The organism is Chryseobacterium piscicola (assembly GCF_900156685.1).
Classification (GTDB): domain Bacteria; phylum Bacteroidota; class Bacteroidia; order Flavobacteriales; family Weeksellaceae; genus Chryseobacterium; species Chryseobacterium piscicola.
The window spans coordinates 48,806-74,364 of the sequence record NZ_FTOJ01000005.1; the positions used below are offsets into that span (position 1 = coordinate 48,806).

16 protein-coding genes are annotated in these 25,559 nt (G+C 35.5%); 10 read left to right on the top strand and 6 right to left on the bottom strand.

The window, feature by feature from the left end; translation table 11 throughout:
• Positions 1 to 37: 37 nt before the first annotated feature.
• From BW939_RS09050 to BW939_RS09065, 4 genes are all read right to left on the bottom strand, one after another.
• A complete protein-coding gene (locus BW939_RS09050) occupies positions 38 to 1,459 on the bottom strand; it encodes a pectate lyase family protein (protein ID WP_076451717.1) in 1,422 nt (473 codons plus the stop codon).
• Between the two features lie 28 nt (positions 1,460 to 1,487).
• A complete protein-coding gene (locus BW939_RS09055; RefSeq protein ID WP_076451718.1) occupies positions 1,488 to 2,498 on the bottom strand; it encodes a pectinesterase family protein in 1,011 nt (336 codons plus the stop codon).
• A gap of 87 nt (positions 2,499 to 2,585) precedes the next feature.
• Entirely contained in the window at positions 2,586 to 4,409 is a 1,824-nt protein-coding gene (locus tag BW939_RS09060; protein WP_076451719.1) for a RagB/SusD family nutrient uptake outer membrane protein, read from the bottom strand.
• Positions 4,410 to 4,420: 11 nt separating this feature from the next.
• Positions 4,421 to 7,423: a SusC/RagA family TonB-linked outer membrane protein gene (locus tag BW939_RS09065; protein WP_076451720.1), complete on the bottom strand. Its 3,003-nt coding sequence runs from the start codon at positions 7,421 to 7,423 to the stop codon at positions 4,421 to 4,423.
• 1,060 nt (positions 7,424 to 8,483) lie between these two features.
• Here BW939_RS09065 and kduI point away from each other — a divergent pair.
• The 9 genes from kduI (at position 8,484) to BW939_RS09110 (ending at position 20,045) form a co-directional block, all read left to right on the top strand.
• Complete coding sequence (gene kduI / locus BW939_RS09070) at positions 8,484 to 9,320, top strand: 5-dehydro-4-deoxy-D-glucuronate isomerase (protein WP_076451721.1); 837 nt, start codon at positions 8,484 to 8,486, stop codon at positions 9,318 to 9,320.
• A 10-nt stretch (positions 9,321 to 9,330) separates the two neighbouring features.
• On the top strand, positions 9,331 to 10,113 hold the full coding sequence (locus tag BW939_RS09075; protein ID WP_076451722.1) for a gluconate 5-dehydrogenase: 783 nt from the start codon (positions 9,331 to 9,333) through the stop codon (positions 10,111 to 10,113).
• Positions 10,114 to 10,131: 18 nt separating this feature from the next.
• Positions 10,132 to 11,529, top strand: a complete 1,398-nt coding sequence (uxaC, locus tag BW939_RS09080) for a glucuronate isomerase (protein ID WP_076451723.1) — start codon at positions 10,132 to 10,134, stop codon at positions 11,527 to 11,529.
• Between the two features lie 321 nt (positions 11,530 to 11,850).
• Positions 11,851 to 12,858, top strand: coding sequence for a sugar kinase (locus BW939_RS09085; protein WP_076451724.1), 1,008 nt, complete (start codon positions 11,851 to 11,853; stop codon positions 12,856 to 12,858).
• 159 nt (positions 12,859 to 13,017) lie between these two features.
• The gene (locus tag BW939_RS09090) at positions 13,018 to 13,686 is read left to right on the top strand and encodes a beta/alpha barrel domain-containing protein (protein ID WP_076451725.1); all 669 of its coding nucleotides are present in this window, start codon (positions 13,018 to 13,020) and stop codon (positions 13,684 to 13,686) included.
• 2 nt (positions 13,687 to 13,688) lie between these two features.
• The gene (locus BW939_RS09095; RefSeq protein ID WP_076451726.1) at positions 13,689 to 15,218 is read left to right on the top strand and encodes an MFS transporter; all 1,530 of its coding nucleotides are present in this window, start codon (positions 13,689 to 13,691) and stop codon (positions 15,216 to 15,218) included.
• Between the two features lie 872 nt (positions 15,219 to 16,090).
• Complete coding sequence (locus tag BW939_RS09100) at positions 16,091 to 17,554, top strand: tagaturonate reductase (protein ID WP_076451888.1); 1,464 nt, start codon at positions 16,091 to 16,093, stop codon at positions 17,552 to 17,554.
• A 6-nt stretch (positions 17,555 to 17,560) separates the two neighbouring features.
• Complete coding sequence (locus tag BW939_RS09105; RefSeq protein WP_076451727.1) at positions 17,561 to 19,174, top strand: UxaA family hydrolase; 1,614 nt, start codon at positions 17,561 to 17,563, stop codon at positions 19,172 to 19,174.
• Positions 19,175 to 19,451: 277 nt separating this feature from the next.
• Complete coding sequence (locus BW939_RS09110; RefSeq protein WP_076451728.1) at positions 19,452 to 20,045, top strand: dual specificity protein phosphatase family protein; 594 nt, start codon at positions 19,452 to 19,454, stop codon at positions 20,043 to 20,045.
• On the opposite strand, the gene BW939_RS09115 is transcribed toward BW939_RS09110, so the two are convergent.
• Together BW939_RS09115 and deoD are read right to left on the bottom strand one after the other, a co-directional pair.
• On the bottom strand, positions 20,046 to 21,074 hold the full coding sequence (locus BW939_RS09115) for a LacI family DNA-binding transcriptional regulator (RefSeq protein WP_076451729.1): 1,029 nt from the start codon (positions 21,072 to 21,074) through the stop codon (positions 20,046 to 20,048).
• A 454-nt stretch (positions 21,075 to 21,528) separates the two neighbouring features.
• Positions 21,529 to 22,239: a purine-nucleoside phosphorylase gene (gene deoD, locus BW939_RS09125; RefSeq protein WP_076451731.1), complete on the bottom strand. Its 711-nt coding sequence runs from the start codon at positions 22,237 to 22,239 to the stop codon at positions 21,529 to 21,531.
• A 648-nt stretch (positions 22,240 to 22,887) separates the two neighbouring features.
• On the opposite strand from deoD, the gene BW939_RS09130 reads away from it, so the two are divergent.
• Entirely contained in the window at positions 22,888 to 24,882 is a 1,995-nt protein-coding gene (locus BW939_RS09130; protein ID WP_076451732.1) for a PAS domain-containing sensor histidine kinase, read from the top strand.
• The last annotated feature ends 677 nt before the right edge of the window (positions 24,883 to 25,559 follow it).

The following is a 25,559-nucleotide window of genomic DNA, read 5'->3' on the forward strand; positions in this document are numbered from 1 at the left end:
TTTATTTATATAATAGATTGGTATGAAAGTTCAATATTTATCGTTGATTTTCGGTTATATTTTTAACGAGGTTATTGATGTAAACCTCAATATTGTCATAGTTTTTATCTAGATTTTTTCCGTTGGCATTTGCTTTTTTCGGATCAAGATTATTTTTGATTTCCCATTCATCAGGCATTCCATCATTGTCTGAATCTAGTAAAGCTTTACCAGGTTTTAGATCAGGAAATCCACCTACATCTTCTTGAGAATCGATGATTCCATTGTCGCTACCTTTCGAACCTTTATGAGAAAATGTTCCGTTTTGTACATTTTTCAAAACACGTAAATCTACAGCATCTCTCACTAAACTGGCACCTCCGATTTTTAATATTTTTTCGTATTCATTTTTTGCAGAATGTGTTGTTACATTATTCTGAATGTCGTGAGGCTGATTTATTTTTATTGAATTTTTATCAGCATCTGTTAAATAGTAAGCAGATTTCATTTGGTTAAAAACGCCCAAATTCCAATTGTCTGCGGTTGTTTCCGGACTTCCTTCCACTACATTTCCGTGGATGTAATATTTCCCCCAGATATTGTAAATTTCGGTTTCCGGTTTTTCATTTTTGTCGATGGCTACAATTCTTTTCTTATTCATCGATGCGGGGCCGGGTTTGTAGTAGGAGTTCACTATGTTTACATTCATTCCTTCACCACCGTACACATTATTGTGTCCCCAATTGTAAATTACATTGTTTCTGAAATCAGTTAAATCTGTCAAAGCAAATTTACTTCCTGCAAACTCACCCAATCTGGGATTTCTGCTGTCATGATTTGCATATATATTATGATGGAAAGAAGCGAATTTTCCTCCTGCAATACCTCCGTATCCGTGGGTACCTTTTTGGTGTGCAGAATTTTTCAGACTTTCTGCGATCACGCACCATTGAAGCGTTGTGTTTTCATTGGCATAAATAGAAACCGTCTCGTCTGTTGACCAGCTCATAGAGCAATGATCTACCATTAAATTTTTTATAAATCTGGCTCCTAAAGCATCACCTTCGTGTTTTTTTTGGTCACCCATTCTAAATCTTATGTAGCGGATGATGACATTGTCTGCTGCTACAAAAGTCTCGTAGTTGGCAATAGTAATTCCGTCTCCAGGAGCAGTTTGCCCGGCAATAGTAACTTCGCCATTTTTTATTTTTAAAGGAGATTGAAGAAAGATGGTTCCGCCAATTTTGAAAACGATGTATCTTTTCCCTTTTTGTTCTAACGCATGTCTTAAAGTTCCTTTTGATCCATCGTCTGAAATTTTGGTAACAAATAAAACTTTCCCGCCTCTTCCTCCTGTTGTGTATCTTCCGAAACCTTCAGCACCAGGGAAACTCAGCTTTTTTTCTTGACCCGAAACCCAGAAAACAAGCATTGTAAAAATACCTGTAGTAAAGATTTTATGTTTTAGACTGAATTTCATTTAAACTATTTAAAACTTTAGATCTTATTTAAAACTTTTTATAGTTCCAATTATCTTTTCCGGAAAGAATATTTTTTGCGGTATATTTTTTACTTTGTTGTTTCGTTAATTGATGCGACCAAGAAACCCTTTTTGAAATATTTCCACCCAATCCTTTAGAATTGTACTCTGCATAGAAAGTTGTTTTTTCGGCCTCAGATTTAGACCAATTGTGCCAACCTTCCGGGATGATTATGGAATCGATTGCACAATTGATATAAACTGTTTTTGCAAAAGGCCTCCATGGACGACCCAAATATACCGAATTTTGATTGGCATCGCCTGTTAAATTACAGTTAATAAATACATAACCAAACTCTTTTCCTTCAATAGTAGAAGCAGCGGTAATATAAGAAGCATTTTTTTTAGAGTAAATTGTGCAGTTTTCGAAAACTGCTGTTCCTGCACCAAAAATATAATCTGTGGTTCCTTCAATGTAGCAGTTTTTGAAATAGTTTCTTGAAACTTTAGATTTATCGGGATTATCTTGTGCTCCTTTGGTATATAAAGTATCTTGAAATCCTAAGAATCTGCAGTTTTCAAAAGCAATTCTGTCACCTGTTGTTAAAACAGCAACAGCTTGTCCTACAGGGCCAGCGTCGTTTTGAAACGTAATATTTTTAGCTGAAAAGTCATCAGAAAAAATAAAAATTGTGGAAGAACCAGTGGTACCCATGTTTTTTCCTTCTGCGGTTTGTTTTGAAGCGTGGTCGCCGTAAACGAGAATTGTGTTTTCAGGATTTTCTCCGATTAAAATGATTGCACTTTTTATGTTTGAAATAATTATTTTCTCTCTATAAATTCCGGGTTTGATGATGATTTTTGTCTGCTTCTGAGTGTTGTTTTTAACAGAGTTTATAGCTTCCTGAATGGTTGTGAAATCTCCTTTTCTGTCTTTCGAAACCACGATTGTTTCGTCGGTAGTTTTGAAAGAGAAAATACTTAGAAGAATAACAAATACAGAAAATACTGTAAAAAAAGATTTGAAAATTGCTGACATAAATTTTTCTTTAGGACAATACAGACTTGCTCCGAAAAAGGAGAAAGTCTGTATTACAATCCCATTTAATATGAATGTGAATTTTTACTAATAACCATAATCTTGAGTAAGATTATAATTTGAATTGATAACATCTAGAGCGATTGGTAACAATTCTTTTTTATTAGGCTGGAAGTAATGAGCATAGCTTTTTACAGGATCACCACTAATGTATGGCTGAGTCATTGCGAGCCTCCAATTTACTTTTGTATAACCAGTAGGTGTAGCCACAGACTGATTAGGGCTGTAGAAAACATCAGCTTTTGCTACTCCTGTTGTTGTAAAGAAATCTATATCTAATACATTTTGCTGAGCCGTTTTTGTTGGAACATAGGTTGGTTTTTTGTAGAAAATATATTCAGGAACATTGGCGTAAGCTCCGGTACCATTCATAAATTGAGTAAGTTTAGCTTTTGTTTCATTAATTTTTGTTTCCAATAAATTCCAACGGATAAGATCGTATTTTCTTAATCCTTCACCACCAAATTCTAGCTGTCTTTCTTTCACAATATAATCAAAGAAAGCTGCTTTACCAGTTGGGATGGTCCCTACTTGTCCCAAATTCCCAGCATACGCTCTTTGTCTTACTGCCATAACTGCATTGATAGCATCTTGAGACGGGCCTCCGTGCAATTCGTTATCAGCTTCTGCAAACATTAATAAAACATCTGAATATCTTAGCATAGGCCAATCGATTCCTAAGTTTTGAGAAGTACCTGTAATGGAAGTCCAAGATTTTCTAAATTTACCGTCATTCCAGTTGATGGATGTCTGAAGCTCTTCTTGTTTTGTAGTATTTACTCTGAAGATGGCGATATTAACGTCTCTTCTTACATCATATTTTGTAAATTCATAAAAATAAACAGGAATTGCATTAATTCCACCTGAAGATTTCCAGTCTGTATCATCATGTCTCAAACCGTTGTAATATCCAATTTTACTATCTGTTCTTGAATTACCTCCGAAAGCTCCGATTGCATAGATTACTTCATTGGTTGCGTCCTGAGAATTGGTATGTAAAGATCTGAATAAGCCTTCATAATTTGGGTTAAGCTGATGTTGAGCAGAATTGATAATATCTTTACATTCGTCATAAGCAATCTGATAATATTTCTGAGGATTAGAACCCTGCATCATCTGCTGAGGATTTCTTCTTAATGAATATCCTGCTCTTGCTAAAGCAATTCTGGCTCTCAAACCTTTAACGGCTCCTTTAGAAATTCTTTGTGCTGTGGTACCTCCTTCAGATCTCCAAGGAACAAGATTTTCTGCTTTAAGCAAATCTTCAAGAATTTTATCATAAATAACATCTCTATCTGTTTTCTGAAGATATACAGAAGGTAAATCAGCCGATGGTACATCTTGAAAAGGAACATCACCCCAGTTTTTAATAAGATCGTAATAAAATTGCGCACGTAGTGTTAAAGCTTCTCCTAAATATCTATTCATTAATACTTTATCACCTGCTGAACCTGAAGCCATTACAGGCGAGAGTGGAATGTTTTTAATAACAAGATTTGCTCTTTCAATTCCTGCATAAGTATCTAAGAAAGGTCTTAAAAGTTCGGTATTCGTAGGAATTGCACCAAAACAGCTGATTCCTCTTCTGTCATTGGCATTATAATCACCCGAAGTCCTTAAATCGTCTCCTGATTGGGTAAGAATTAAGTTCATTCTTTGACCATAGGTGTTATCACCCATTGTACTGTTATACACTCCAACTAATGCAGAAAATGTATCTGCGGCAGAATCAAACTGTTGTTTTTCGGCTGTATTAGATAAGCTTTCTACTTCCAGATAATCATCACAAGAGTTTAAAAGTAAAACCCCAGTTAAAGAAAATAAGAGCTTTAGAAATTTATATTTTTTCATAATATTAGGTTTTAAAAAGTGATATCAACTCCGGATAATATAAATCTGCTTCTTGGGTAAGCGGCATAATCTACACCAGGTGTTAAAGGATTTCTTCGGGTATTAGCTTCGGGATCATATCCAGAATATCCGGTTACTGTAAACACGTTATTCATGGTAAAATACAGTCTGAAGTTTGAAAGGCCTATTTGTTTTACGAAATCTTTTCCGAGAGAATAACCTACTGTTACGTTGTTTAATCTCAGGAAAGAACCGTCTTCAATACCGTATGAATGTAAGAAATATGCTCCAGCTGGAGGAGTCCATCCTGTAGTATTGGCATTTAACGCAGCTAATTCTGTAGGATCATTTACTTTTTGGCCGGCATCGTTAAACCATCTCCATCTGTCGGCCACTTCTGCAAGCATATTGTTGTCTCTGTACAAATATTGTGTAGAGTATTCAAGTTTATTAGCATTATACACCTTATTGCCCACAGAGAAGTTGAATAGTAAGCTCATATCCCAGTTTTTGTAACGGAATGTCTGGCTGAAACCTCCATAGAATTTAGGTTGAGCATTACCTAAGTCCGTCATGTCTTTATTGTCGATAACTCCGTCTTCATTCAAATCCTGAAGTTTAAGATCTCCTGGCTGAACAGGTTTTGCTCCATTGGCTGCAGATGCAGAACTCGCAATACCTGATTTTAACGTATATACTTGTGTTGTTGCATTATAATCGAACTCACTTATTTCATATCTTCCTGCGGTAACATAGCCCCAATAAGTACCTACTGGTTTGCCAACTTGTACCAAGAAATCATTCAAGTTATTCTGCCAACCTGAAGGAAATAAGTAAAAATTTGCACTTGCAGATGCACTGTTTCCTAAACTTTTTATTGTATTTCTGTTTGAAGAGATATTGGCATCTATTTTCCAAGTAAAATTTTCTTTGTTTACTATTGTGCTTCCTAAAGTTAATTCAACTCCTTTGTTTTCTGTGCTTCCAGAGTTTTGGTATTGAAATTCATATCCTGTGGTTTGAGGAATTTTAGCTAGAAGTAATAAATCTTTAGTATCTGTTTTATAAAGATCAAATGTACCGTATACTTTTCCTTTAAACAATCCGAAATCTAAACCAAGATTCGTAGAAGCAGCAGATTCCCATTTTACATTTTTGTTGGCTAAGATATTGCCGGTAGTTGCCCCAGGAGTTACGTTAGTTCCAAATGCATAACCATAATCAGATGACGTAGTGAAAAATGTATCATATAAAAACGCACCGATTCTATTGTTACCGGATAAACCGTATCCTGCACGAAGTTTTAATTCACTTACAACTTTACTGTCTTTCAGAAAATTTTCTTCGTTAATCTTCCAAGCAACTGATGCTGCGGGGAAATAACCCCATTGATTTCCTTTTCCAAATACACTAGATCCATCAGCTCTCATAGAAGCAGTAAGGATGTATTTATTCTTGAAAATATAATTCGCTCTACCAAAAAACGAAGCCAATCGATCCGGTGCCCTTCCTGCTTTTGGAGCATCCTGCACCAATCCTGAAGGTGGCGAAGCAGATTGAATATTGGCAAAGGCTTCTTGTGCGCTTATAGATTTTGGAAACCATTTAATATTCATTGTAAGTGACTCACCATCTGTCTTAACGATTTCTTGGCCTGCCAATAAATCTAATTTATGATTTCCTAGCGTTTTTCTGAAGTTTAAAGTATTGGTATTGGTAATTCTTCTTGTTTGAGCTTTACTTAAAAATACAACGGGTTGATCATTGTTTTGTCTAGCAAGTGAAGTTACAGTACCAGAAAATTGATTAACTATTTCATCTCTCTGTACATACCCAATTACACTACGGAAAGTTAAGTTTTTAGTTATTTTGTAGTCTAAGCTTCCATTCAACATCAAATCATTTCTGCCATTTTCTTTAATTTCGTTATTGGCTAGTATAACAGGATTCACAAGGTTGGTTTGATCGGCAAATAAAGGGTCAAATTCATCCACATTTACTGTAGAACCTCCTTCAAATGGTTGATATCTTACCGCATTTCTTAGTCGGTTGGTACTTTGCGATCCTGTAGAAGATGTTCCTGCTCCAAATATGGTTTGTCTGCTGTATCTGGTATTAAAACTTAAACTTAATTTCTTTGAAATATCATAATCATATTTAAAATTAGCCATATTTCTCTTGAAACCAGACCCGATCATAATACCGTCTTCTTCTACATTATTTAAAGTTAACGAGAATGCAGAGTTTTCGGAACCGCCAGTTACAGAGATATTGTGAGTGGCATTAAAAGCCTCACGACCAAAAACTTCGTCTTGCCAGTCTTTTTTCTTTACATCTTTATATTTGCTTAGCTGATCATAGGTTCCATATCTGTTTTTAAAGATTTCTGCGTCAGTAGCAATACCCGCTTTATTGTACAATTCGTACTGATAAAGAACGTATTGATAAGGATCTAATACATCAATCGTATTTTGAATTTTTCTTACTCCCAAAAACCCATTATAATTGATTGTTGTTTTTGCTTTTTTACGACCTCCTTTTGTTGTAATCAAAACTACACCATTTGCACCTCTAGCACCATAAATATTGGTAGATGATGCATCTTTTAGTACTTCGATAGATTCAATTTCTTTTGGGGATAAAATTGTAAGTGCATTATCCATCTGTACACCATCTACAATGTAAAGTGGGGCATTACTTCCTGTAATAGAATTCCCTCCTCGTATTACGATGTCTACCTCAGCTCCAGGAGAGCCCTCACTTAGTGCAACCTTTACACCTGCCATTCTTCCCTGGATTGCTTCAGCAGCATTGGTTGATGGCATGTCTTTTATTGCTTCAGCTTTTACGGAAGATACAGAGTTAGTAACATCTTTTTTAGAAACTTTAGTATATCCTACCAAGACAACCTCATCGATATTTCTTTCTTTGTCTTTTTCTTGTGCCATAGCAAGTACCGGCAAAAGAAAAGCGGAAATATATAACCACTTAATCTGTTGAACTTTTTTATTCATTATATATCCTTAATTTAATTACTGTTTTCTTTCCTTATCGTGTTTATTTTTAGAAAAAAGGCAAGTATTTATATCGTTCAGTGGTAAGCATTTCAAAAAAAAAATTCACTAAATCCAGTGTGCAATCGATTGCGTAAATTTACATAAGATGAAATTACTGGCTCCTAAACTAATATTATTTTCTAATACGCAAAAGAAAAATTATTATTTTTTCATTAAATTAAATATTTACTTATATTAATTTCAAAAAATAGTATTGTGTTGATTCTTATAAATTGTTGAAAATTAAATTTTTATCTTTTTATTTATATGATTTTTAAAATAGTAGATTTATCGACATAATTTTAGTGTTTAACTATTGTTTTGAACATTTTTTTATTAATTTAACTATGTAGGACACTCTTGAAAATTCCCAAAATGTGCCCCTAAGATTAATTTTTTCCAATTTTAATGATTTTTGTCACGTTTTTGTCTTGTCTGAGGCTTGATAATAGTTTATCAGATTGTCCGCAATCTGTCATCATTCAAAATCCTTTGAATTCTTTGCTAAGTTTATGCATTAATCAATAATTTTAAAAATTTTAATAGAATCGGTGAATTCTCATTTGAGAGCCTTATAAACGGGTAATAATTAAATAAAACGTTGTGAACTTTGTGCTAAAAAATGGCATTATGATTAAAAACAGACAATCAAAATAGTTTATAATTACAAACAAGCCTTTGTATTAAAATTATCAGTAAAAACTAAGCATTTTCATCACACAGTTTTACACTTTTTTTGGGAATGATTGTAGTTCAAATGGATCTTTCTAATACTTTTTAGGGAATAATATATTATTTTCTTCCTTTTAATTTACACATTTAATACCTTTTTTTTCAATTATTGATTTGATTAATAGGTTGTTATAAGTTTATATTAATTTTTTGTTACACAATTAAAATTTAATTTTATATTTAGCAACAAGTATTTATATCTTCTAAAAGTAGTGTAATTTTATGCAATCGATTACACATGAATATCAAAGGTTCAAAAAAACCATAAAAAATTAAAATCTAGAGTATGACAAAATCAGAATTTCGATACGCCCATCATCCCGAAGATGTAAAAAAATATACAACTGAAGACTTGAGAAGGGAGTTTTTGATCAATGATTTATTTAATGAAGATCAAATCAATGTGGTGTATTCTATGTATGACAGAATGATCGTAGGAGGTGTAATGCCTGTAAAAAGTGCTTTGAAACTAAAACCTACTGATGATTTGAAAGCAGAAAACTTCTTAGACAGAAGAGAATTGGGAATCATCAACGTTGGTGCTGCCGGAAAGGTAACCGTTGACGGAGAAGTTTTCGAACTTGGAAATAAGGAAGCTTTGTACATAGGAAAAGGAGCAAAAGATGTTGTTTTTGAAAACGGAAATGAAGGTCAAACTTTATTTTATTTCAATTCTGCTCCTGCGCATCACACTTTCCCTACAAAGAAAATCACTAAAAATGAAGCCGAAATTGTAGAATTAGGTGAAGCAAAATATGCCAACAGACGTACTATTAACAAATTGATTGTCAACAGCGTATTAGAAACCTGCCAACTACAAATGGGAATGACCGAGTTACACGAAGGAAGTGTTTGGAACACCATGCCCTCTCACACGCATACCCGCAGAATGGAAGCTTATTTTTATTTTGATCTTGAAGAAGGGCAGGCGGTGAGTCACTTTTTGGGACAACCAAACGAAACCCGTCATATCTTTATGAAAAACAATGAAGCAGTCTTGTCTCCGGAATGGTCTATTCACTCAGGAGTGGGTACTTCCAACTACACATTTATCTGGGGAATGGCAGGAGAGAATATGGATTATGGCGACATGGATGCTGTGAAAACTAACGAACTAAAGTAATTTTTTCTACATGAATTTATTCGATTTATCCAGAAAAGTAGCCGTTGTTACAGGAGGAACCCACGGATTAGGAATGGCAATGGCTGAAGGTCTTGCCTCTGCAGGTGCTGAACTGGCAATCACAAGTACAACTCCCACAAAATTAGACGAAGCCTTAGAATATTATCGCAGTAAAGGATATAGCGCTACAGGTTATCTTTTTGATGTGACAGATGAACGTGAAGCCGCTCAGAAAGTAGCTTTAATGCTTGCAACTCATGGGAAAATAGATATTTTGGTCAACAATGCGGGGATCATCAAACGTGTTCCGGCTTTGGAGATGGATGTGGCAGACTTTAGAAAAGTAATCGATGTAGATCTTACCGGTCCTTTCATCATGTCTCAATTGGTTGGGAAACACATGATCAAAAGACACTCCGGTAAAATCATTAATATCTGCTCTATGATGAGTGAGCTTGGTCGTGACAATGTAGTGGCATACGCTTCTGCAAAAGGCGGACTGAAAATGTTGACCAAAAATTTAGCAACAGAATGGGCAAAACACAATATTCAGGTGAACGGTATCGGTCCCGGATATTTTGCAACGACTCAAACAGAACCAATCAGAGTAGACGGGCATCCGTTCAACGATTTCATCATCAGCAGAACTCCGGAAGGAAGATGGGGAAACCCGGAAGATCTTGCAGGAACGGCTATTTTCTTAGCTTCAGACGCAAGTAGATTTATCAACGGACACATTATTTACGTGGATGGAGGTATTTTGGCGACCATCGGGAAACCTGCTAATGAATAACACAAGAATTTTACAGAAATGAAATCTTTTATTACAGATAACTTTTTATTACAAAATAAATATGCGGAAGAATTATACTTCAATTTCGCAGAAAAACAGCCAATCATCGATTATCACAATCATTTGATTCCTAAAGATATCGCTGAAGATACAGTTTTCGATAATATTTCTAAAGTATGGATTGCAGGCGATCATTACAAATGGCGGGCAATGCGTACAATGGGAGTGAACGAAAAATTCATCACGGGCGACGCTTCAGACAAAGAAAAATTCGAGGCTTGGGCAAAAACGGTTCCTTATACTTTAAGAAATCCTTTGTACCACTGGACGCATTTGGAATTAAAGCGTTATTTCGGAATTGATGAATTATTAAACGAAAAAAACGCATCAGATATTTACGACAACATCACGGCACAGCTTCAGACTCCTGAAAAGTCGACAAGAGGTTTGCTGAAATTGATGAATGTAGAATCTTTGTGTACAACAGAAGATCCTATTGATGTTTTAAATTATCATCAGGATTTGGCGAAAAGCATTTTCAGCATTAAAGTGAGCACAGCTTTCCGTCCGGATAAAGCGATTCTTATTGAAAACCACAATTTCGTAGATTATATTTCTAAATTAGGCGAGTCGGCTGGAATTGAAATCAATTCTTACCAGACTTTGTGCGATGCTTTATTAAAAAGAGTAGAATATTTTCACGAAAACGGATGCAGATTGTGTGACCACGGATTGAACAATATTTCTTTCGAAGAAGCTTCAGAAGCTGAAGTGAGCGCAATCTTCAATGATAAAATTTCAGGAAAAGTAATCGCTGAAAAGCAGGTGAATCAGTTTAAAACTGCGATTTTATTATTCTTAGGCGAAACGTATCATACATTCGGATGGGTTCAGCAGTTCCACTTGGGAGCGTTGAGAAACAACAACGAAAGAATGCACAGAATTTTGGGCCCAGATACAGGGTGGGATTCTATCGGTGACTTCGTGCAGGCTGAAACTTTGTCTAAATTATTAAACACTTTAGACGGAAAAGATAAATTGACCAAAACAATTCTATATAACCTAAATCCTGCCGACAACGAAATTTTCGCAACAATGATCGGGAATTTCAATGACGGCAGTATCAAAGGTAAAGTACAGTTCGGTTCTGGATGGTGGTTTTTAGACCAAAAAGATGGAATGATCAAGCAGATGAATGCCCTATCAAACATGGGGTTAATCAGCTGTTTCGTAGGAATGTTAACGGATTCCAGGAGCTTCTTATCTTACCCAAGACACGAATATTTCAGAAGAGTATTATGTAATCTTTTTGGTGAAGAAATGAAAAACGGCGAATTGCCGGATGACATGGAATTAATTGGAAAAACAATCTCCGATATCTGTTATCATAATGCTAAAAATTATTTCGATTTTTAAATTTCGAATTAAATAAAATTTGAACCATTAGGGAGAATTAAGGAGTTAAGGTTTTTTAAGCTTAAAATCCAAAGATTTTATTAAGCAGATCGCTTAAAGCGAAGATAAACTTAACTATTCTCAACTCCTTAATAAATCTTAATCGTTTAAATAATAACAATAATTAGATATCTGCAATTTTTATAAACTTGAAAAATCTTTGTGAGCTTGGCTGAGTAGAACGCCTTTGCGAACTTAAAAATATACATCGAGTTTTTAAAAGAAAATCTTAGCGCACTTTGCGTTAAAGTAACAACAGATATTAAACAGAGTATTTAAAATATGGCTAGCAAAATACTTACTTTCGGTGAAGTAATCATGAGGCTTTCACCTCCCGGAAACAAAACAATGAAACAGAGCCACGAAATGGAATTCTTTTTCGGCGGAACTGAGCTCAACGTAGCATCATCATTGGCGACAATGGGTTGCAATGTGACACACATCAGTAATGTTTCTGACGATTTTGTGGGAGAATCAGCGTTGTCTTTCATCAAAAGTTTCGGCATTAATACGACTTTTATCAATAAAAATGAACATCCTTTAGGCTTATATTTTCTTGAAGTGGGTGCATCAGTTCGTGCGAGCAGAATTGCGTACAACAGACTGAACGGTTCTTTTGCCAACATCAAACCGGAACAGATCGACTGGAAAAAAGCTTTGGAAGGTTGCCAATATTTCCACTGGACAGGCATCAGCCCAGGAATTTCTGAAGGTGCTTACGAAACTTTGAAAGATGGTTTGCTGACTGCCCGTGAAATGGGAATTGAAGTAACAACCGATCCGGCTTACCGTTCCAACCTTTGGAAATATGGCAAAAACGGAAACGAAATTTTAAAGGAATTGGTTTCTTACTCAACGATTTTCATCGGTGGTGTAAATGAAATCAATGAAATTCTGGGAACTCAGTTTTCCTCAGATCAGCAAGGTTTCATGGAAGCTTGTGAAGAATTAAAAAAACAATGTCCTTCTATTCATAAAATTTTCGACAAAATAAGAATCGGAGTTACAGCAAGTTCTCAGCAAACGCGGGGAAGAGCCTTAATTAACGGAAAATATTTTGAAACTAAATTTATAGAAATAGACCAAGTTGTCGACAGAATAGGAACGGGAGATGCTTTTGCAGCAGGATTAATTTATGGTTTACTAAATTTTGATGACCAAAAAGCTTTAAATTTTGCCAACGCAGCCTGCGCCATCAAACACACCATTTTAGGCGACATCAATTACTGCAGCGCAGAAGATATTCTCGAAGTAATGGCCGGAAATTCCGGAGGAAGAATCAAAAGGTAACTCGCTTTTGGCTGTTAGCTTTTGGCAATTGGCTCATCTCTTAAACAAAAACATTGCGGACTTCGCTGAGTGAAACGCCTTTGCGTTAAAAATATACAGCACACTAAAGGATAGATTTAAACCCATCAAAGATTATTTTAACAAAATAATTCAACAAAAATGACAAAAATTCAATTGGTTACCAACACCATCATCAATCAGGGAGCTTTGCCTCTGTATTACAATGCTGATGAAACGGTAACTTTAGAAATATTGAGATCGCTTTACAAAGCAGGAATCCGTGCGGTGGAATACACCAGCCGTGGAGAAGCTGCGTTGAGTAATTTTACAAAAATGGTAGAAGTTCGTAATGCAGAAATGCCAGAGATGCTTCTAGGAATCGGTACCATTAAAAATGTACAGCAAGCCAAAGAATATTACATGGCAGGAGCTGATTTCTTTATCAGTCCGGGTTTTGTGGCCGATGTTGCAGCATTTTTAATTCCGAAAGATGTGTTGTACAGTCCGGGTTGTATGACACCGACTGAAATTATCGCTGCTGAAACTGCGGGGGTGACTTTCATTAAATTATTCCCTGGAAACGCTTTGGGACCAGGATTTATGAGTGCCATCAAAGATATATTCCCAAATCTGAAATTCATGCCGACAGGTGGAGTTGATACCACGAAAGAAAGTATTGACAGCTGGTTCAAGGCAGGTGTTTCTGCGGTGGGAATGGGAAGCAAGTTGGTAAGCAAAGAATTGATGCTTGCGAAAGACTATGCAACGATAGAAAGTGAAACCAAAAAAGTGCTGGATATCATTCAGACTTTAAAACAAATAAATTGACTATGAGTTCAGTTAAATCTCTTAAGCCGACGCAATACAGATGGACGATTTGTCTGCTGTTATTCCTCGCCACTACAATCAATTATCTGGATCGTCAGGTTTTATCATTAACGTGGAAGGATTTTATAGCACCAGAATTTCACTGGAATAACAATGATTACGGAAACATTACCGCATTATTCTCCATATTTTATGCAGTAGGTATGCTTTTCGCAGGAAAGTTCGTAGATTTCATGGATACCAAAAAAGGTTTCCTCTGGGCAATCGGAGTTTGGTCTGTCGGTGCAGTTTTACACGCATTCTGTGGAATCGCAACTTCAGGAATCCTTACCGGAAACTGGGCAGCCGGTTTTCATGGTTCTAAAGAATTAATAGGAACAGTTTCCAACACTTCTGCCATCATCAGTACAAGTGTAACTTTATTCATTTTCGCACGTTTTGTATTGGCAATTGGTGAGGCAGGAAATTTCCCTGCTGCGATTAAAACTACAGCAGAATATTTTCCTAAAAAAGACAGAGCATTTTCTACAAGTATATGGAATGCAGGAGCAACAGTCGGAGCTTTGGCAGCACCGATTACCATCCCTTTTATTGCAAAATCAATGGGTTGGGAATGGGCATTTATCATCATTGGTGCATTAGGATTTGTGTGGATGGGACTTTGGATATTCGTCTACAAAAAGCCTCATTTACACAAGAGAGTTAACGAGCACGAATTAACGTATATCAATCAGGATCAGGACGATCTTCCGAATGAAGACATTTCAGTTCCGGAAAAAGTATTTACGTTTAAAGAATGTTTCAGTTACAGACAAACTTGGGCTTTTGCCTTCGGAAAATTCATGACAGACGGTGTTTGGTGGTTCTTTTTATTCTGGACTCCGGCTTATTTAAGCTCAGTTTACGGAATGGATTCCACACAAAGTGCATTGCCATTATTTGTATTGTATATGATTACTTTGCTGTCTATTATAGGCGGATGGCTGCCAAAATATTTTGTTGAAAAGAAAGGAATGAACGCTTACAACGGACGAATGAAAGCGATGTTGATTTTCGCATTTTTCCCACTGTTAGCACTTCTTGCACAGCCTTTAGGAACAGCAACGTATTGGATTCCGGTTTTAATTATCGGTATTGCAGGAGCAGCTCACCAAGCGTGGTCAGCCAATATTTTCTCAACTGTAGGAGATATGTTCCCTAAAAAAGCCATTGCAACCATCACAGGAATTGGCGGAATGGCAGGCGGAATTGGTTCATTCATTATTAATAAATCTTCAGGAGTTCTATTTGATCATGCACACAAAGCATGGTCAACAGTAGATGGGGTTCCTTTGTTGGAAAAATATCCTCAGTTTGTCAACAACCGTTTGCCAGATGATTTCTTTAAGCAGTTAGAAAAATCAGGAGCCGTAGTTTCAGACGGAATAGACAAAGGTTATATGATCATTTTCTCACTCTGCGCAGTCGCTTATTTGATTGCATGGGTAGTAATGAAAATGTTGGTTCCTAAGTATAAAGTGATTAGTAAGTAGAAATTTTCAAAGCATTTTTCTTTACCCCAACCCTAAAGGGAGGAAAAATGTCTTGAAAATTTCATCAAAATTACACCCTTTAGGGTCGGGGTAAATAATTTTGATGAAATTTTGTAAGAAAAAGTAAATTTTCAAAGCATTTTTCTTTACCCCAACCCTAAAGGGAGGAAAAATGTCTTGAAAATTTCATCAAAATTACTCGCTTTAGGGTCGGGGGAAATAATTTTGATGAAATTTTGTAAGAAAAAGTAAACCTTCAAAGCATTTTTCTTTACCCCAACCCTAAAGGGAGGAAAAATGTCTTGAAAATTTCATCAAAATTACTCGCTTTAGGGTCGGGGGAAATAATTTTGATGAAATTTTGTAAGAAAAAGTAAACCTTCAAAGCATTTTTCTTTACCCCAACCCTAAAGGGAGGAAAAATGTCTTGAAAATTTCATCAAAATTAGACCCTTTAGGGTCGGGGAAAATAATTTTGATGAAATTTTGTAAGAAAAAGTAAATTTTCAAAGCATTTTTCTTTACCCCAACCCTAAAGGGAGGAAAAATGTCTTGAAAATTTCATCAAAATTAGACCCTTTAGGGTCGGGGTAAATAATTTTCATGAAATTTTGTAAGAAAAAGTAAACCTTCAAAGCATTTTTCTTTATCCCAACCCTAAAGGGAGGAAAAATGCCTTGAAAATTTCATCAAAATTACTCGCTTTAGGGTAGGGGGAAATAATTTTGATGAAAAATTTACAAACTCTTATTTAAAATTAAGAAGTCGCACTCTTCGCTGAGTGAAACGCCTTTGCGAACTTAAAAATATACAGCATTTTGTCCAAAAAAATCTTTGCGGACTTTGCGTTAAAAAAAATCATCAACAAGAAGATGGAAAATCAAACAAAACAAAAAATAAACCGCCAAAACAGCGGAATAGCTACAAAACTTCCAATCAAAATCGTACAATTTGGGGGAGGGAATTTCATGCGCGGATTTACAGATTATGTAATTGATCAACTGAATAAACAAACTTCGTTTAATGGAGGAATTGTAAATTTACAGGCAACACAAAACGGCTCTATTCAGAAAATGGAGGAGCAGGATAATTTATACACTTTATTCTCAAGAGGAATTAAAAAAGGTGAAATTATCGATACCAAAACTCTTATTTCTGCGATTCAGAAGTCCATCAATCCATACGCAGATTACGATGCTTTTTTAAATTTAGCAAAAGAAGAACAATTAGAATTTTTATTCTCAAATACAACCGAAACAGGTATTGCTTACGACGAAACTGAAAGTACTTACGACGGTCCGCACAAAAATTTCCCAGCGAAAGTGGCGGTTTTACTTCACGAAAGATACAAGAATTTCAATGGAGCGGCAGACAAAGGGTTAAGAATTATTCCTTGCGAGCTGATTGAAGATAATGCGGTTGTTTTAAAAGGTATTATTTTACAATATGCAAAACTTTGGAATTTAGACCAAGGTTTTACAGAATGGGTTGAAAACAGCAATCACTTCCACAATACTTTGGTCGACAGAATCGTTCCGGGTTATCCTAAAGATGATGCGGCGATTTATGAAGATCAGTTGGATTATGAAGACCCGATGATGGTGGTTTCAGAAACATTCCTTTTATGGGTGATTCAGGGAGGTGAAGATTTAAAACAGAGAATTCCTTTCGATCAAATCAACGAACAAATTTTGGTGGTGAATGATATTCAGCCATACCGTTTAAGAAAAGTGAGAATTTTGAATGGCGGACATACTTTGATGTTGGCTCCCGCAATTTTAGCAGGAAAAGAATTGGTGAAAGAAGCCATTGATGATCAGTTTATCGGAACTTTTTTAAACGAATCTATATTTAACGAAGTCAATCAGACTTTAGGTTTAGAGGAAACTGAACTGAAAGAGTTTGCGGAAGAAGTTTTCGACAGATTCAGAAATCCTTTCATCAAGCACCATTTGGCAAGCATTGCTTTATATTTTGTTTCTAAATTTAAAGTAAGAGTCGTTCCGAGTTTGTTGACTTATGTTGAAAGAAATAATAAACTTCCGTTGAATTTAACGTTCTCTCTGGCAAGTTTAATCAGATTCTATCAGGGAAGTTTAGGTGAAAAATCTCTTCCTCTGAATGACGAAGAAGCCATCGTCAACAGATTCAAAGAAATCTGGAAAAACGAAGATTACGAAGTTGTTTCAGAGCAGGCATTGAGCGAAAAACTGTTCTGGGATACCGACCTTACACAGGTTGAAGGCTTGAAAGCTGCAGTAACAAAAGCATTGTACGAAATTGACCACAATGACATGGAAACTGCCTACAAAAATTTTATTCAATTTTATTCTTAAACGATCATGCAAAAGAAAGTACTGAAAGTAAATCCCAAAGACAACGTTATTGTAGCGTTGATGGATTTACATGCCGGAGAATCGGTGCATCTAGACGGTACAGATTATACGATTCTTAAAGATATTAAAGCAAAACATAAATTCGCTGCTGTAGATTTTGAGGATGGCGACCATATTTTGATGTATGGCGTAATCGTTGGGAAAGCCAATCAATCTATCAAACAAGGCGAAGTGATTACGACTGAAAATGTAAAACACCAGAGTGCAAAAGTGGTTGGCAAAACCGAAACTTTAGGCTGGACGCCACCCAACGTAGACAAGTGGAAAGACCGTACTTTCATGGGCTATCACCGTGAAGACGGACAGGTGGGAACCGAAAATGTCTGGCTTTTTTTCCCATTGGTATTCTGCGAAAACAAGAATATCGAAACACTGAAGGATATTTTTGAAAAAGAATTGCTTCACGATAAAGCCAGTAAACATCAGTTATTATTGCGTTCATTATTAAATGGCGGGGTAGCTGTTGAAGTTGAAAAAGAACAAACGGATACAAGAATTTTTAAAAATATCGATGCAAGATTTATCACGCACCAAGGCGGTTGTGGCGGAATCCGTCAGGATGCGGAAGCTTTGGGAAGATTGTTTGCAGGATATGTCAACAACCCGAATGTTGCAGGAGCTACGGTTCTCAGCTTAGGCTGTCAGAATCTTCAGGTTCAGATTTTTATGGATGCTCTTCACGCATTGGCTCCCAATAATAAAAAACAGATTGTTGTTTACGAACAGCAAAAATCGGGTACCATCGATGAAATGCTGACCGGCGTTATCAAAGATTCATACGAAGGCATTAAAAAAGCCAACGAAATAGAGAGAAAACCGGCATCCATTACCAAGCTGAACATTGGTTTGGAATGTGGTGGTTCAGATGGTTTCTCAGGAATTTCTGCTAACCCTGTTTTGGGTGAAGTTTCAGATATTATGGCGACAGTGGGCGGAACAACCCTATTGGCCGAATTCCCGGAATTGTGTGGAGTAGAGCAGGAGCTGGTCAACCGTTGCATCAACGATGAAGACGGAGTAAAGTTCCTGAAACTGATGAAAGATTTTGAAGCCTCTGTGGTTGCGGCAGGTTCAGGTTTTGATATGAATCCGTCTCCCGGAAACATCAAAGACGGCTTAATTACCGATGCCATGAAATCTGCAGGAGCTTCCAAAAAAGGTGGAGCTGCCCCAATTGTAGAAGTTCTCGATTTCACAGAATACGCCACAAAATCAGGTCTGAATCTTTTGTGCACTCCCGGAAATGATGCCGAATGTACAACGGCTTTAGTGGGTTCTGGTGCAACAGTGGTGCTTTTCACCACAGGTCTTGGAACTCCAATGGGAAATCCTATTTCGCCGGTTGTGAAGATTTCTTCCAACACGATTTTGGCAGAAAAAATGTCAGACATTATCGATTTCAATGCAGGTACCGTCATTAGCGGAGAAAAAACAATTCCCGAAGCGGCAGACGAACTTCTGGAACTCATCATCAACGTAGCCAGCGGCGAAGTAAAAACCAAAGCGGACGTTCTTAATCAGAATGATTTCATTCCATGGAGACGAGGTGTCTCTCTGTAATGGGTTAATTATATTAAATATTAGGGTTGAAAATGCTTCTTGCTTCGGTGAGGAGCATTTTCTTTTTGTAGATAGCGCCGAATTGCAATCCGTGCTTACAATTTATTATGTTTGAAGAAAGACACGGATTACAAATCTGCGACATCGGGTAACTAAGTGTAGATTATTTCGCAGAAGAAAATAGGGTGAGGTGATCTTATGAGCTGATTTGTTTAGAGAATGTTTACACTTTACCAAAAAGTTGTAGTTTCGCTTTACTAATTTAAATCTGAATTTAATGAAGCCAAGTTATAAAAATAAAGTTCTGAGAAGAGTGTTTTTTCCTTTGCTCGTCGTGGGTCTTTCCGTTTTAGCATTTGTATTTTACCAGAAAAAAATACGTTATAATCTGGTAACGATTTCGGAAGATAAGGTTTATAATTCGGGTGTTGTGCCGGCAGATAAATTGCCTGAGTTTGTAGAAGATTATAAAATAAAAACGATTGTAGATTTGCGGGATGGTTTGATGCAGACTGAATTAAACCCCGAAAATAAAAACCAGGTAAATGCAGAAAAATCTGCTGCAGAAAAGATAGCGGGTGTGCATTATTTTAATCTTCCGACAGACCAAATCCCGGCGGATAGCACGGTACAGAACTTTCTGAAAATAATGGATGATCCCCAAAATTATCCAGTTTTAATTCACTGTCATCATGGTGTTGGTCGATCGCGTTTATTCAGTTCAATTTACAGAATAGAGTACGAAAATTTCAGCAACGAAGATGCCAGAAATAATGCCCGTTTGTTTTGGGAATTAAGCAGTAATTTCTCAAAAAAATCGGATAAAGGAATTTATCTTATGAATTATAAGAGGAGAGGAGCAAAGAAATAGCTATTTCTTTTTAGAAGATTTCCTTACACAAATCTGCGGCGCCAACACTACTTTCTTTTCAATAGAAACTCCGGAAGAGTTATCTTTCACATGATCTATGAAAACCTGTGCAGCCATATTTCCCATCAGCAGAGGAGTTTGGTCCATCGAGCTCATCGGTAGTTCCATAAATTGGGTGAAGGGTTCATTAGAAAAACCGATAACTGCAACTTCCTGAGGGATTTTAATTTTACGTTTTTTTAATTCCTGACATGCGCCTAAAGCAGCAAAATCACTGGCAGAAAATATTGCATCGGGAATTGATTTTCTGTCCCACAAAGTTTTTATAGCTTCAATTCCTGCATCAATAGAGCTTCCGGTGGAGATGATGTTTTCTTCCTTTACCTGAAATTTGTGATCAATTAAGGCTTGTTTGTATCCTTTCAGACGGTTTTGATAAATTTCAAGATTAAGATCTCCGGCAAAGTGACAGATGTTTTTGTAACCTTCATCAATTAAGTGTTCGGTTGCCATGTATCCGGCTTTATAATCATCTATTGTTACAGTGCTTATCCCTGGAATGTCTTTTTTTCTATCAAAAAAAATGATGGGTGTATTGGAAGTAGTTAAAATATGTTCAATATGTTGTGTATCAACTGTTGTTCGGGAAACAGACATGAAAATTCCGTCTACCTGAGCGTTGAGTAAAGTATTGAGATGCTTTTTTTCAGTTAAAACATCTTCATGACTTTGGCAAATGATGACGTGATAGCCGTGAAGGGAAAGTTCTTCTTCAATTCCGCGGATAACAGATGAGAAAAAGTTTGTATTGATATAAGGAACAATGATTCCAACGTTTTTTGTTTCCCCGCTTTTGAGAGCTTTGGCAAGATTGTTTTGCTTATAGTTCATCTCCTTAGCAGTTTTTACTACAAGCTCTTTGGTTGCTTGGCTTATTCTCGGATGGTTGTTTAATGCTCTTGAAACTGTTGCCACACTTACATTTAGCTTCTTCGATATATCATAGATCGTGGCGTTTTTTTTTGTCATGCGTATTCTGAAATAACGTTAATTTTCCGTCAGTATTCGTTTTTGGAATAATGGCTAATTTAATCAAATTCTTCATATTGTAATGATTAATATTGAGCTGCGCAGTTATTTTTTTATTAAGGCTGATTTTAAAACCAATACAATGTCTTAACAAGATATTTCCTGAATTCAAAGGCCAAATTTTTAATAAAAAAAGAGTATCGAAATATTCGATGCCTTTATAAACTAATTTTAAAACTAAAATATATTTATTTTTCCCAAACTTTCTCTATTTCCTCATGAGATTTTTCTTTTGTTTCAGGAATCCGTTATTAGGTTTAAGCTAAATGTAATAATTCTGTGCTTATAACCAAATATTTATGAAAAAAAAAGAATAAATTATTATAAAAAATACGATAAATGCAAAAAAGACATTTATCGTATTATAATTTTATTTTAAGTTATAAAAAATGAGCTAAGACACTTTCCAAGCTGCTTCAAGAGCAAGCTCAATCATGGGTTTCAATGCAGTTTCTCTCTCATTGGCAGAAATAAATTCTTTTGTTGGAATAATATCTGAAACAGTAAGAATAGTAGCCGCATTTTTCCCTAAATGTAGTGCATTGGCAAACAATCCGAAAGCTTCCATTTCTACTGCAGGGCAATTGTACTTTTTTGCAATAGCTGGAACTGAGGGATCTTTTCTATAAAAAATATCACTGCTGTGTATATTGCTTTGTTTAATTTTTAAACCTAATTCTTCGGCAGTTTCGTTGATGATGTTATGGATATTACCTTGGCTAGGAAGAATTTCTTGTTCAAATTCCCAAGCGTACTTTGCATAGGTGCTTTCGCTGGCTGCATTTTCCACATTCAAAAGATCAAATAATGCAACTTCTGAAGAATATCCTCCACAAGTACCAATTCTTATGATCGTTTCCACTTCATACTCTGTGAAAAGCTCGAAAGAGTAAATTCCGATGCTGGGAAAACCCATTCCGCTTGCTCCAACGGTTATTTCTTTCCCTTTGTACGTTCCGGTATAGAATAAAATACCTCTAGTCTGGCTAACTAATTTTGGGTTTTCAAGGAAGTTTTCTGCAATATATTTTGCTCTCAAAGGATCTCCTGGTTGCAGAACGACTTTTGCAATTTCTCCTTTTTTAGCGCTGATGTGTATACTCATAGTGTTATTTTGATTGAAGCAAAGATAATAATTTATGATGTTTTAATTCAACATCCAGTATCAGGACCAATATTTATTGAAATAAAAATACTATAATAACAAAGTGATTTATTTTTTTTTCAGTTTCCGTTTCTGGATATTCTTCGCCCTATAATTTGCATATTGGCAGTGTTCTCTATCTTGTTTTAGCTAAAATTAAATAAAGCTTTTTTTTATTTTCAATTTTTCTCTTAAGCAACTGTAAAATAAAATTTCAATTTTTCAGATAACACAATTTAATTTCAGATGAATAATAACGGTTTTATTGCTTTTGTTGGTGAAAATTTCTTAGCATTTTAATTAATAATTTCATACTTTTTTAAAGTTTTACCAAAATTAATTCCGCTGATTCTAAACGGTATAATTTTGATGGAATTTTCAAGCATTTTCCCACCCTTTAGTAATGGGAAACTAAAAAAAAAATTAGAAAATTTGATTTGTGATTAGTTTTTAAACAGTCTCTTAAAAGTAAAAAAGAAAGTAAATAGTATGGCTGCTATTAGCGTTAATGATGCATAGTGCGAATGAATAAGATAGCAAAGAAGTAATTGTTTTTTGTGGTATTCCTTAGATATCAAGAAATCACTAAATTTGTAGTTTACAAAAGGGATGAACGCAGCTCAACATATAAATCCTGAGAAACTTCTCAGTGTACTTTTTTATTCACCCAATGCTACAGCAGTTTATCAGGGAGAAAATCTCAAGATATTGACAGCTAACAAAGCTATGCTTGATTTTTGGGGCAAAGATAGATCTGTTGTAGGCAAAAATTTCATAGATGCATTACCCGAGCTAATTAATCAGCCATTTATAGATATTTTAAAAGAAGTTTGGAATTCTGGGAAAACTTTTAAAGCAAAAGATACCTCTGCAATTTTGAAAGTAGATGGGGTTTTGCAAGAATTCTTTTTTGATTTTGAGTACAAAGCAATCCTCGATAATGAGGGCAAGACAGAATATATTCTTCATACCGCATTTGAAGTTTCTGAACGGATAGCTGCTTGGAAAGTTGTAGATGAAAAATCTCGTGCAGAGCAAGAGCTTACAGAAGAGTTGCGAGCTATTAATGAAGAATATCAAGCTACCAACGAAGACCTCTTGTCTAAAAATGAAAACCTTCTGATTCTGGAGGTCAATCTGCAGAATGCTATTGAGGTTCTTCACGAAAAAGAACAGCGTTTCCGAAGAATGATAGAGCACTCACCAGTTGCAATGGCATCGCTGAAAGGCAAGAGTTTTATTGTAGATGCTCTCAATGATAAGATGCTTGATATTTGGGGTAAAGCTAAATCTGTACTTGGGCTTCCTTTGAGAGATGCGCTTCCGGAGCTTGAGACTCAGTCTTTTTTAGGTGTCCTTGATGAGGTTTATGAAACCCATGTACCATTTAAAGGGAAAGAGATAAAAGTAATGATTTCTGTAAACAAAGTACTTACAGAACGCTATTTGAATTTTGTTTATCATCCTGTTTTTGAACTCGGAAGTCAAGAAAAACTAATACTAATAGTTGCTAATGATGTTACAGAAGAAGTATTGGCGAGAAAAGAAGTTACGGATATCAACAGCCGTTTAGAAGTAGCTTTAGAAGCTGGTTATTTAGGGTATGGCGAGATTGATCTTACAACAAGCAAAATGATCATGACAGATCAATTTAAATTGAATCATGGTTTCAAACTTGAAGAAGAAATAAGCTATGCTAAATTTTTAAATACTATTTTGCCAGATTATCGAGAAAAATTCCAGCAAATAATTAAAAATTCAATTATTAATAATGACATCTACAAAACAGAATACCCCATTACACTGAAAGACGGAAATCTACGTTGGCTGGAGGTGCACGGAAAACCACGATACGATAATGATGGAAATGCAAACCGTGTAGTTGCAATGGTTTCTGATATTACAGAGCGCAAGCTTTTTGATCAACGCAGAGAAGATTTTCTATCTGTTGCAAGCCATGAACTGAAAACTCCCATTACAATCCTAAAAGCTTCACTTCAATATTTGGATAGAATAAAAGATCGTCCGTTCGGAGATAAGCATGCCCAAATGATAGAGCAGTCTCTGAAATATGTAGACAGGATGACAGACATGGTTAATGATTTATTGAATGTAAAGAGATTAAGTGAAGGGCAGCTTCAGATAGAAAAAAGATGGTTCAATTTATCTGAAATGCTTCAGGAAACCTGTAACCACATTCGTCTAGATGGCAAGTATAATCTAAAAATAGGCGGAGACGAAAGCATTAATGTTTTTGCAGATGAGAATAGGATAGATCAGGTGGTCATTAATTTTGTAAATAATGCCGTGAAATATGCTCCATCATCAACAAATATCTATATTTATTTTGAAAAAATAGAAGAAAATATTAAAGTTTCTGTGACAGATTATGGCGATGGAATACAAGAAAACTTACTTCCGAATCTGTTTGGCAGATACTACCGAGCCAGCCATTCTGGGAAAGATTATTCTGGTCTTGGTCTTGGCCTTTATATTTGTGCCGAAATTATTAAGGCTCACAAAGGTCAAATTGGTGTAGATAGTAAAGTAGGCGAGGGTAGTACTTTTTGGTTTATTATTCCTTTAGAAAAGCTTGATTCTTAGACTCAAATTATTCCTTAATTAAATACTTTTTAGCCTCTTTAGCCACTTTTTGGATAAATAGCCAACGATTCCTTTTTTCGATAAAAGCATTAATATCCCGAACCATCAGAAGTGTTATTTTTTTGTAACTGAAAATAAGCTCTTTTAAAACTTTAAAATTTCTTATTTCATTCAATCTTGGTATCCTTATTTTTGAAAATTATCAACAAATAAAAAAACACATATATTTGCAGAAGTAAAATTATGACAAAACAAAGAGTACATATCGGCTTAAATCTATGTGATTCTCCCTTAATAAAGGGATTATTCGGCTATAAATGGATGCTTAGGATGAGGCAAAAATGTGCAAACCTTGAAGATTTTACTGTAAACTCGTAAATTTTTAATCAAAATACCACAGAAACGCCTAGATATTCAGGGCGTTTTTTGTGTTTTTAAGAGTGTAATCATTTAGAATGAAAAAAAATAACAGAAAAGAAAAAATAGTTGAATTCACATTGAACATTCAATACAATAACTAAGAGTGGTTTATAAGCTATTGATATACAATTTTTTATACCAATAATGTCTCTGCAAAATGTTGTGGAAAGGGATTTTTTATGTTAAAAATTTATATAATTAATTGATTTTCAATACATTGTAATAAAATAAATTTGTGTATTCAAAAAAATCATATT

What these genes read in the sequence shown, in the direction of transcription:
- BW939_RS09050 (WP_076451717.1), bottom strand. Translation starts at nt 1,459, where the DNA reads ATGAAATTCAGTCTAAAACATAAAATCTTTACTACAGGTATTTTTACA.
- BW939_RS09055 (WP_076451718.1), bottom strand. Translation starts at nt 2,498, where the DNA reads ATGTCAGCAATTTTCAAATCTTTTTTTACAGTATTTTCTGTATTTGTT.
- BW939_RS09060 (WP_076451719.1), bottom strand. Translation starts at nt 4,409, where the DNA reads ATGAAAAAATATAAATTTCTAAAGCTCTTATTTTCTTTAACTGGGGTT.
- BW939_RS09065 (WP_076451720.1), bottom strand. Translation starts at nt 7,423, where the DNA reads ATGAATAAAAAAGTTCAACAGATTAAGTGGTTATATATTTCCGCTTTT.
- kduI (WP_076451721.1), top strand. Translation starts at nt 8,484, where the DNA reads ATGACAAAATCAGAATTTCGATACGCCCATCATCCCGAAGATGTAAAA.
- BW939_RS09075 (WP_076451722.1), top strand. Translation starts at nt 9,331, where the DNA reads ATGAATTTATTCGATTTATCCAGAAAAGTAGCCGTTGTTACAGGAGGA.
- uxaC (WP_076451723.1), top strand. Translation starts at nt 10,132, where the DNA reads ATGAAATCTTTTATTACAGATAACTTTTTATTACAAAATAAATATGCG.
- BW939_RS09085 (WP_076451724.1), top strand. Translation starts at nt 11,851, where the DNA reads ATGGCTAGCAAAATACTTACTTTCGGTGAAGTAATCATGAGGCTTTCA.
- BW939_RS09090 (WP_076451725.1), top strand. Translation starts at nt 13,018, where the DNA reads ATGACAAAAATTCAATTGGTTACCAACACCATCATCAATCAGGGAGCT.
- BW939_RS09095 (WP_076451726.1), top strand. Translation starts at nt 13,689, where the DNA reads ATGAGTTCAGTTAAATCTCTTAAGCCGACGCAATACAGATGGACGATT.
- BW939_RS09100 (WP_076451888.1), top strand. Translation starts at nt 16,091, where the DNA reads ATGGAAAATCAAACAAAACAAAAAATAAACCGCCAAAACAGCGGAATA.
- BW939_RS09105 (WP_076451727.1), top strand. Translation starts at nt 17,561, where the DNA reads ATGCAAAAGAAAGTACTGAAAGTAAATCCCAAAGACAACGTTATTGTA.
- BW939_RS09110 (WP_076451728.1), top strand. Translation starts at nt 19,452, where the DNA reads ATGAAGCCAAGTTATAAAAATAAAGTTCTGAGAAGAGTGTTTTTTCCT.
- BW939_RS09115 (WP_076451729.1), bottom strand. Translation starts at nt 21,074, where the DNA reads ATGACAAAAAAAAACGCCACGATCTATGATATATCGAAGAAGCTAAAT.
- deoD (WP_076451731.1), bottom strand. Translation starts at nt 22,239, where the DNA reads ATGAGTATACACATCAGCGCTAAAAAAGGAGAAATTGCAAAAGTCGTT.
- BW939_RS09130 (WP_076451732.1), top strand. Translation starts at nt 22,888, where the DNA reads ATGAACGCAGCTCAACATATAAATCCTGAGAAACTTCTCAGTGTACTT.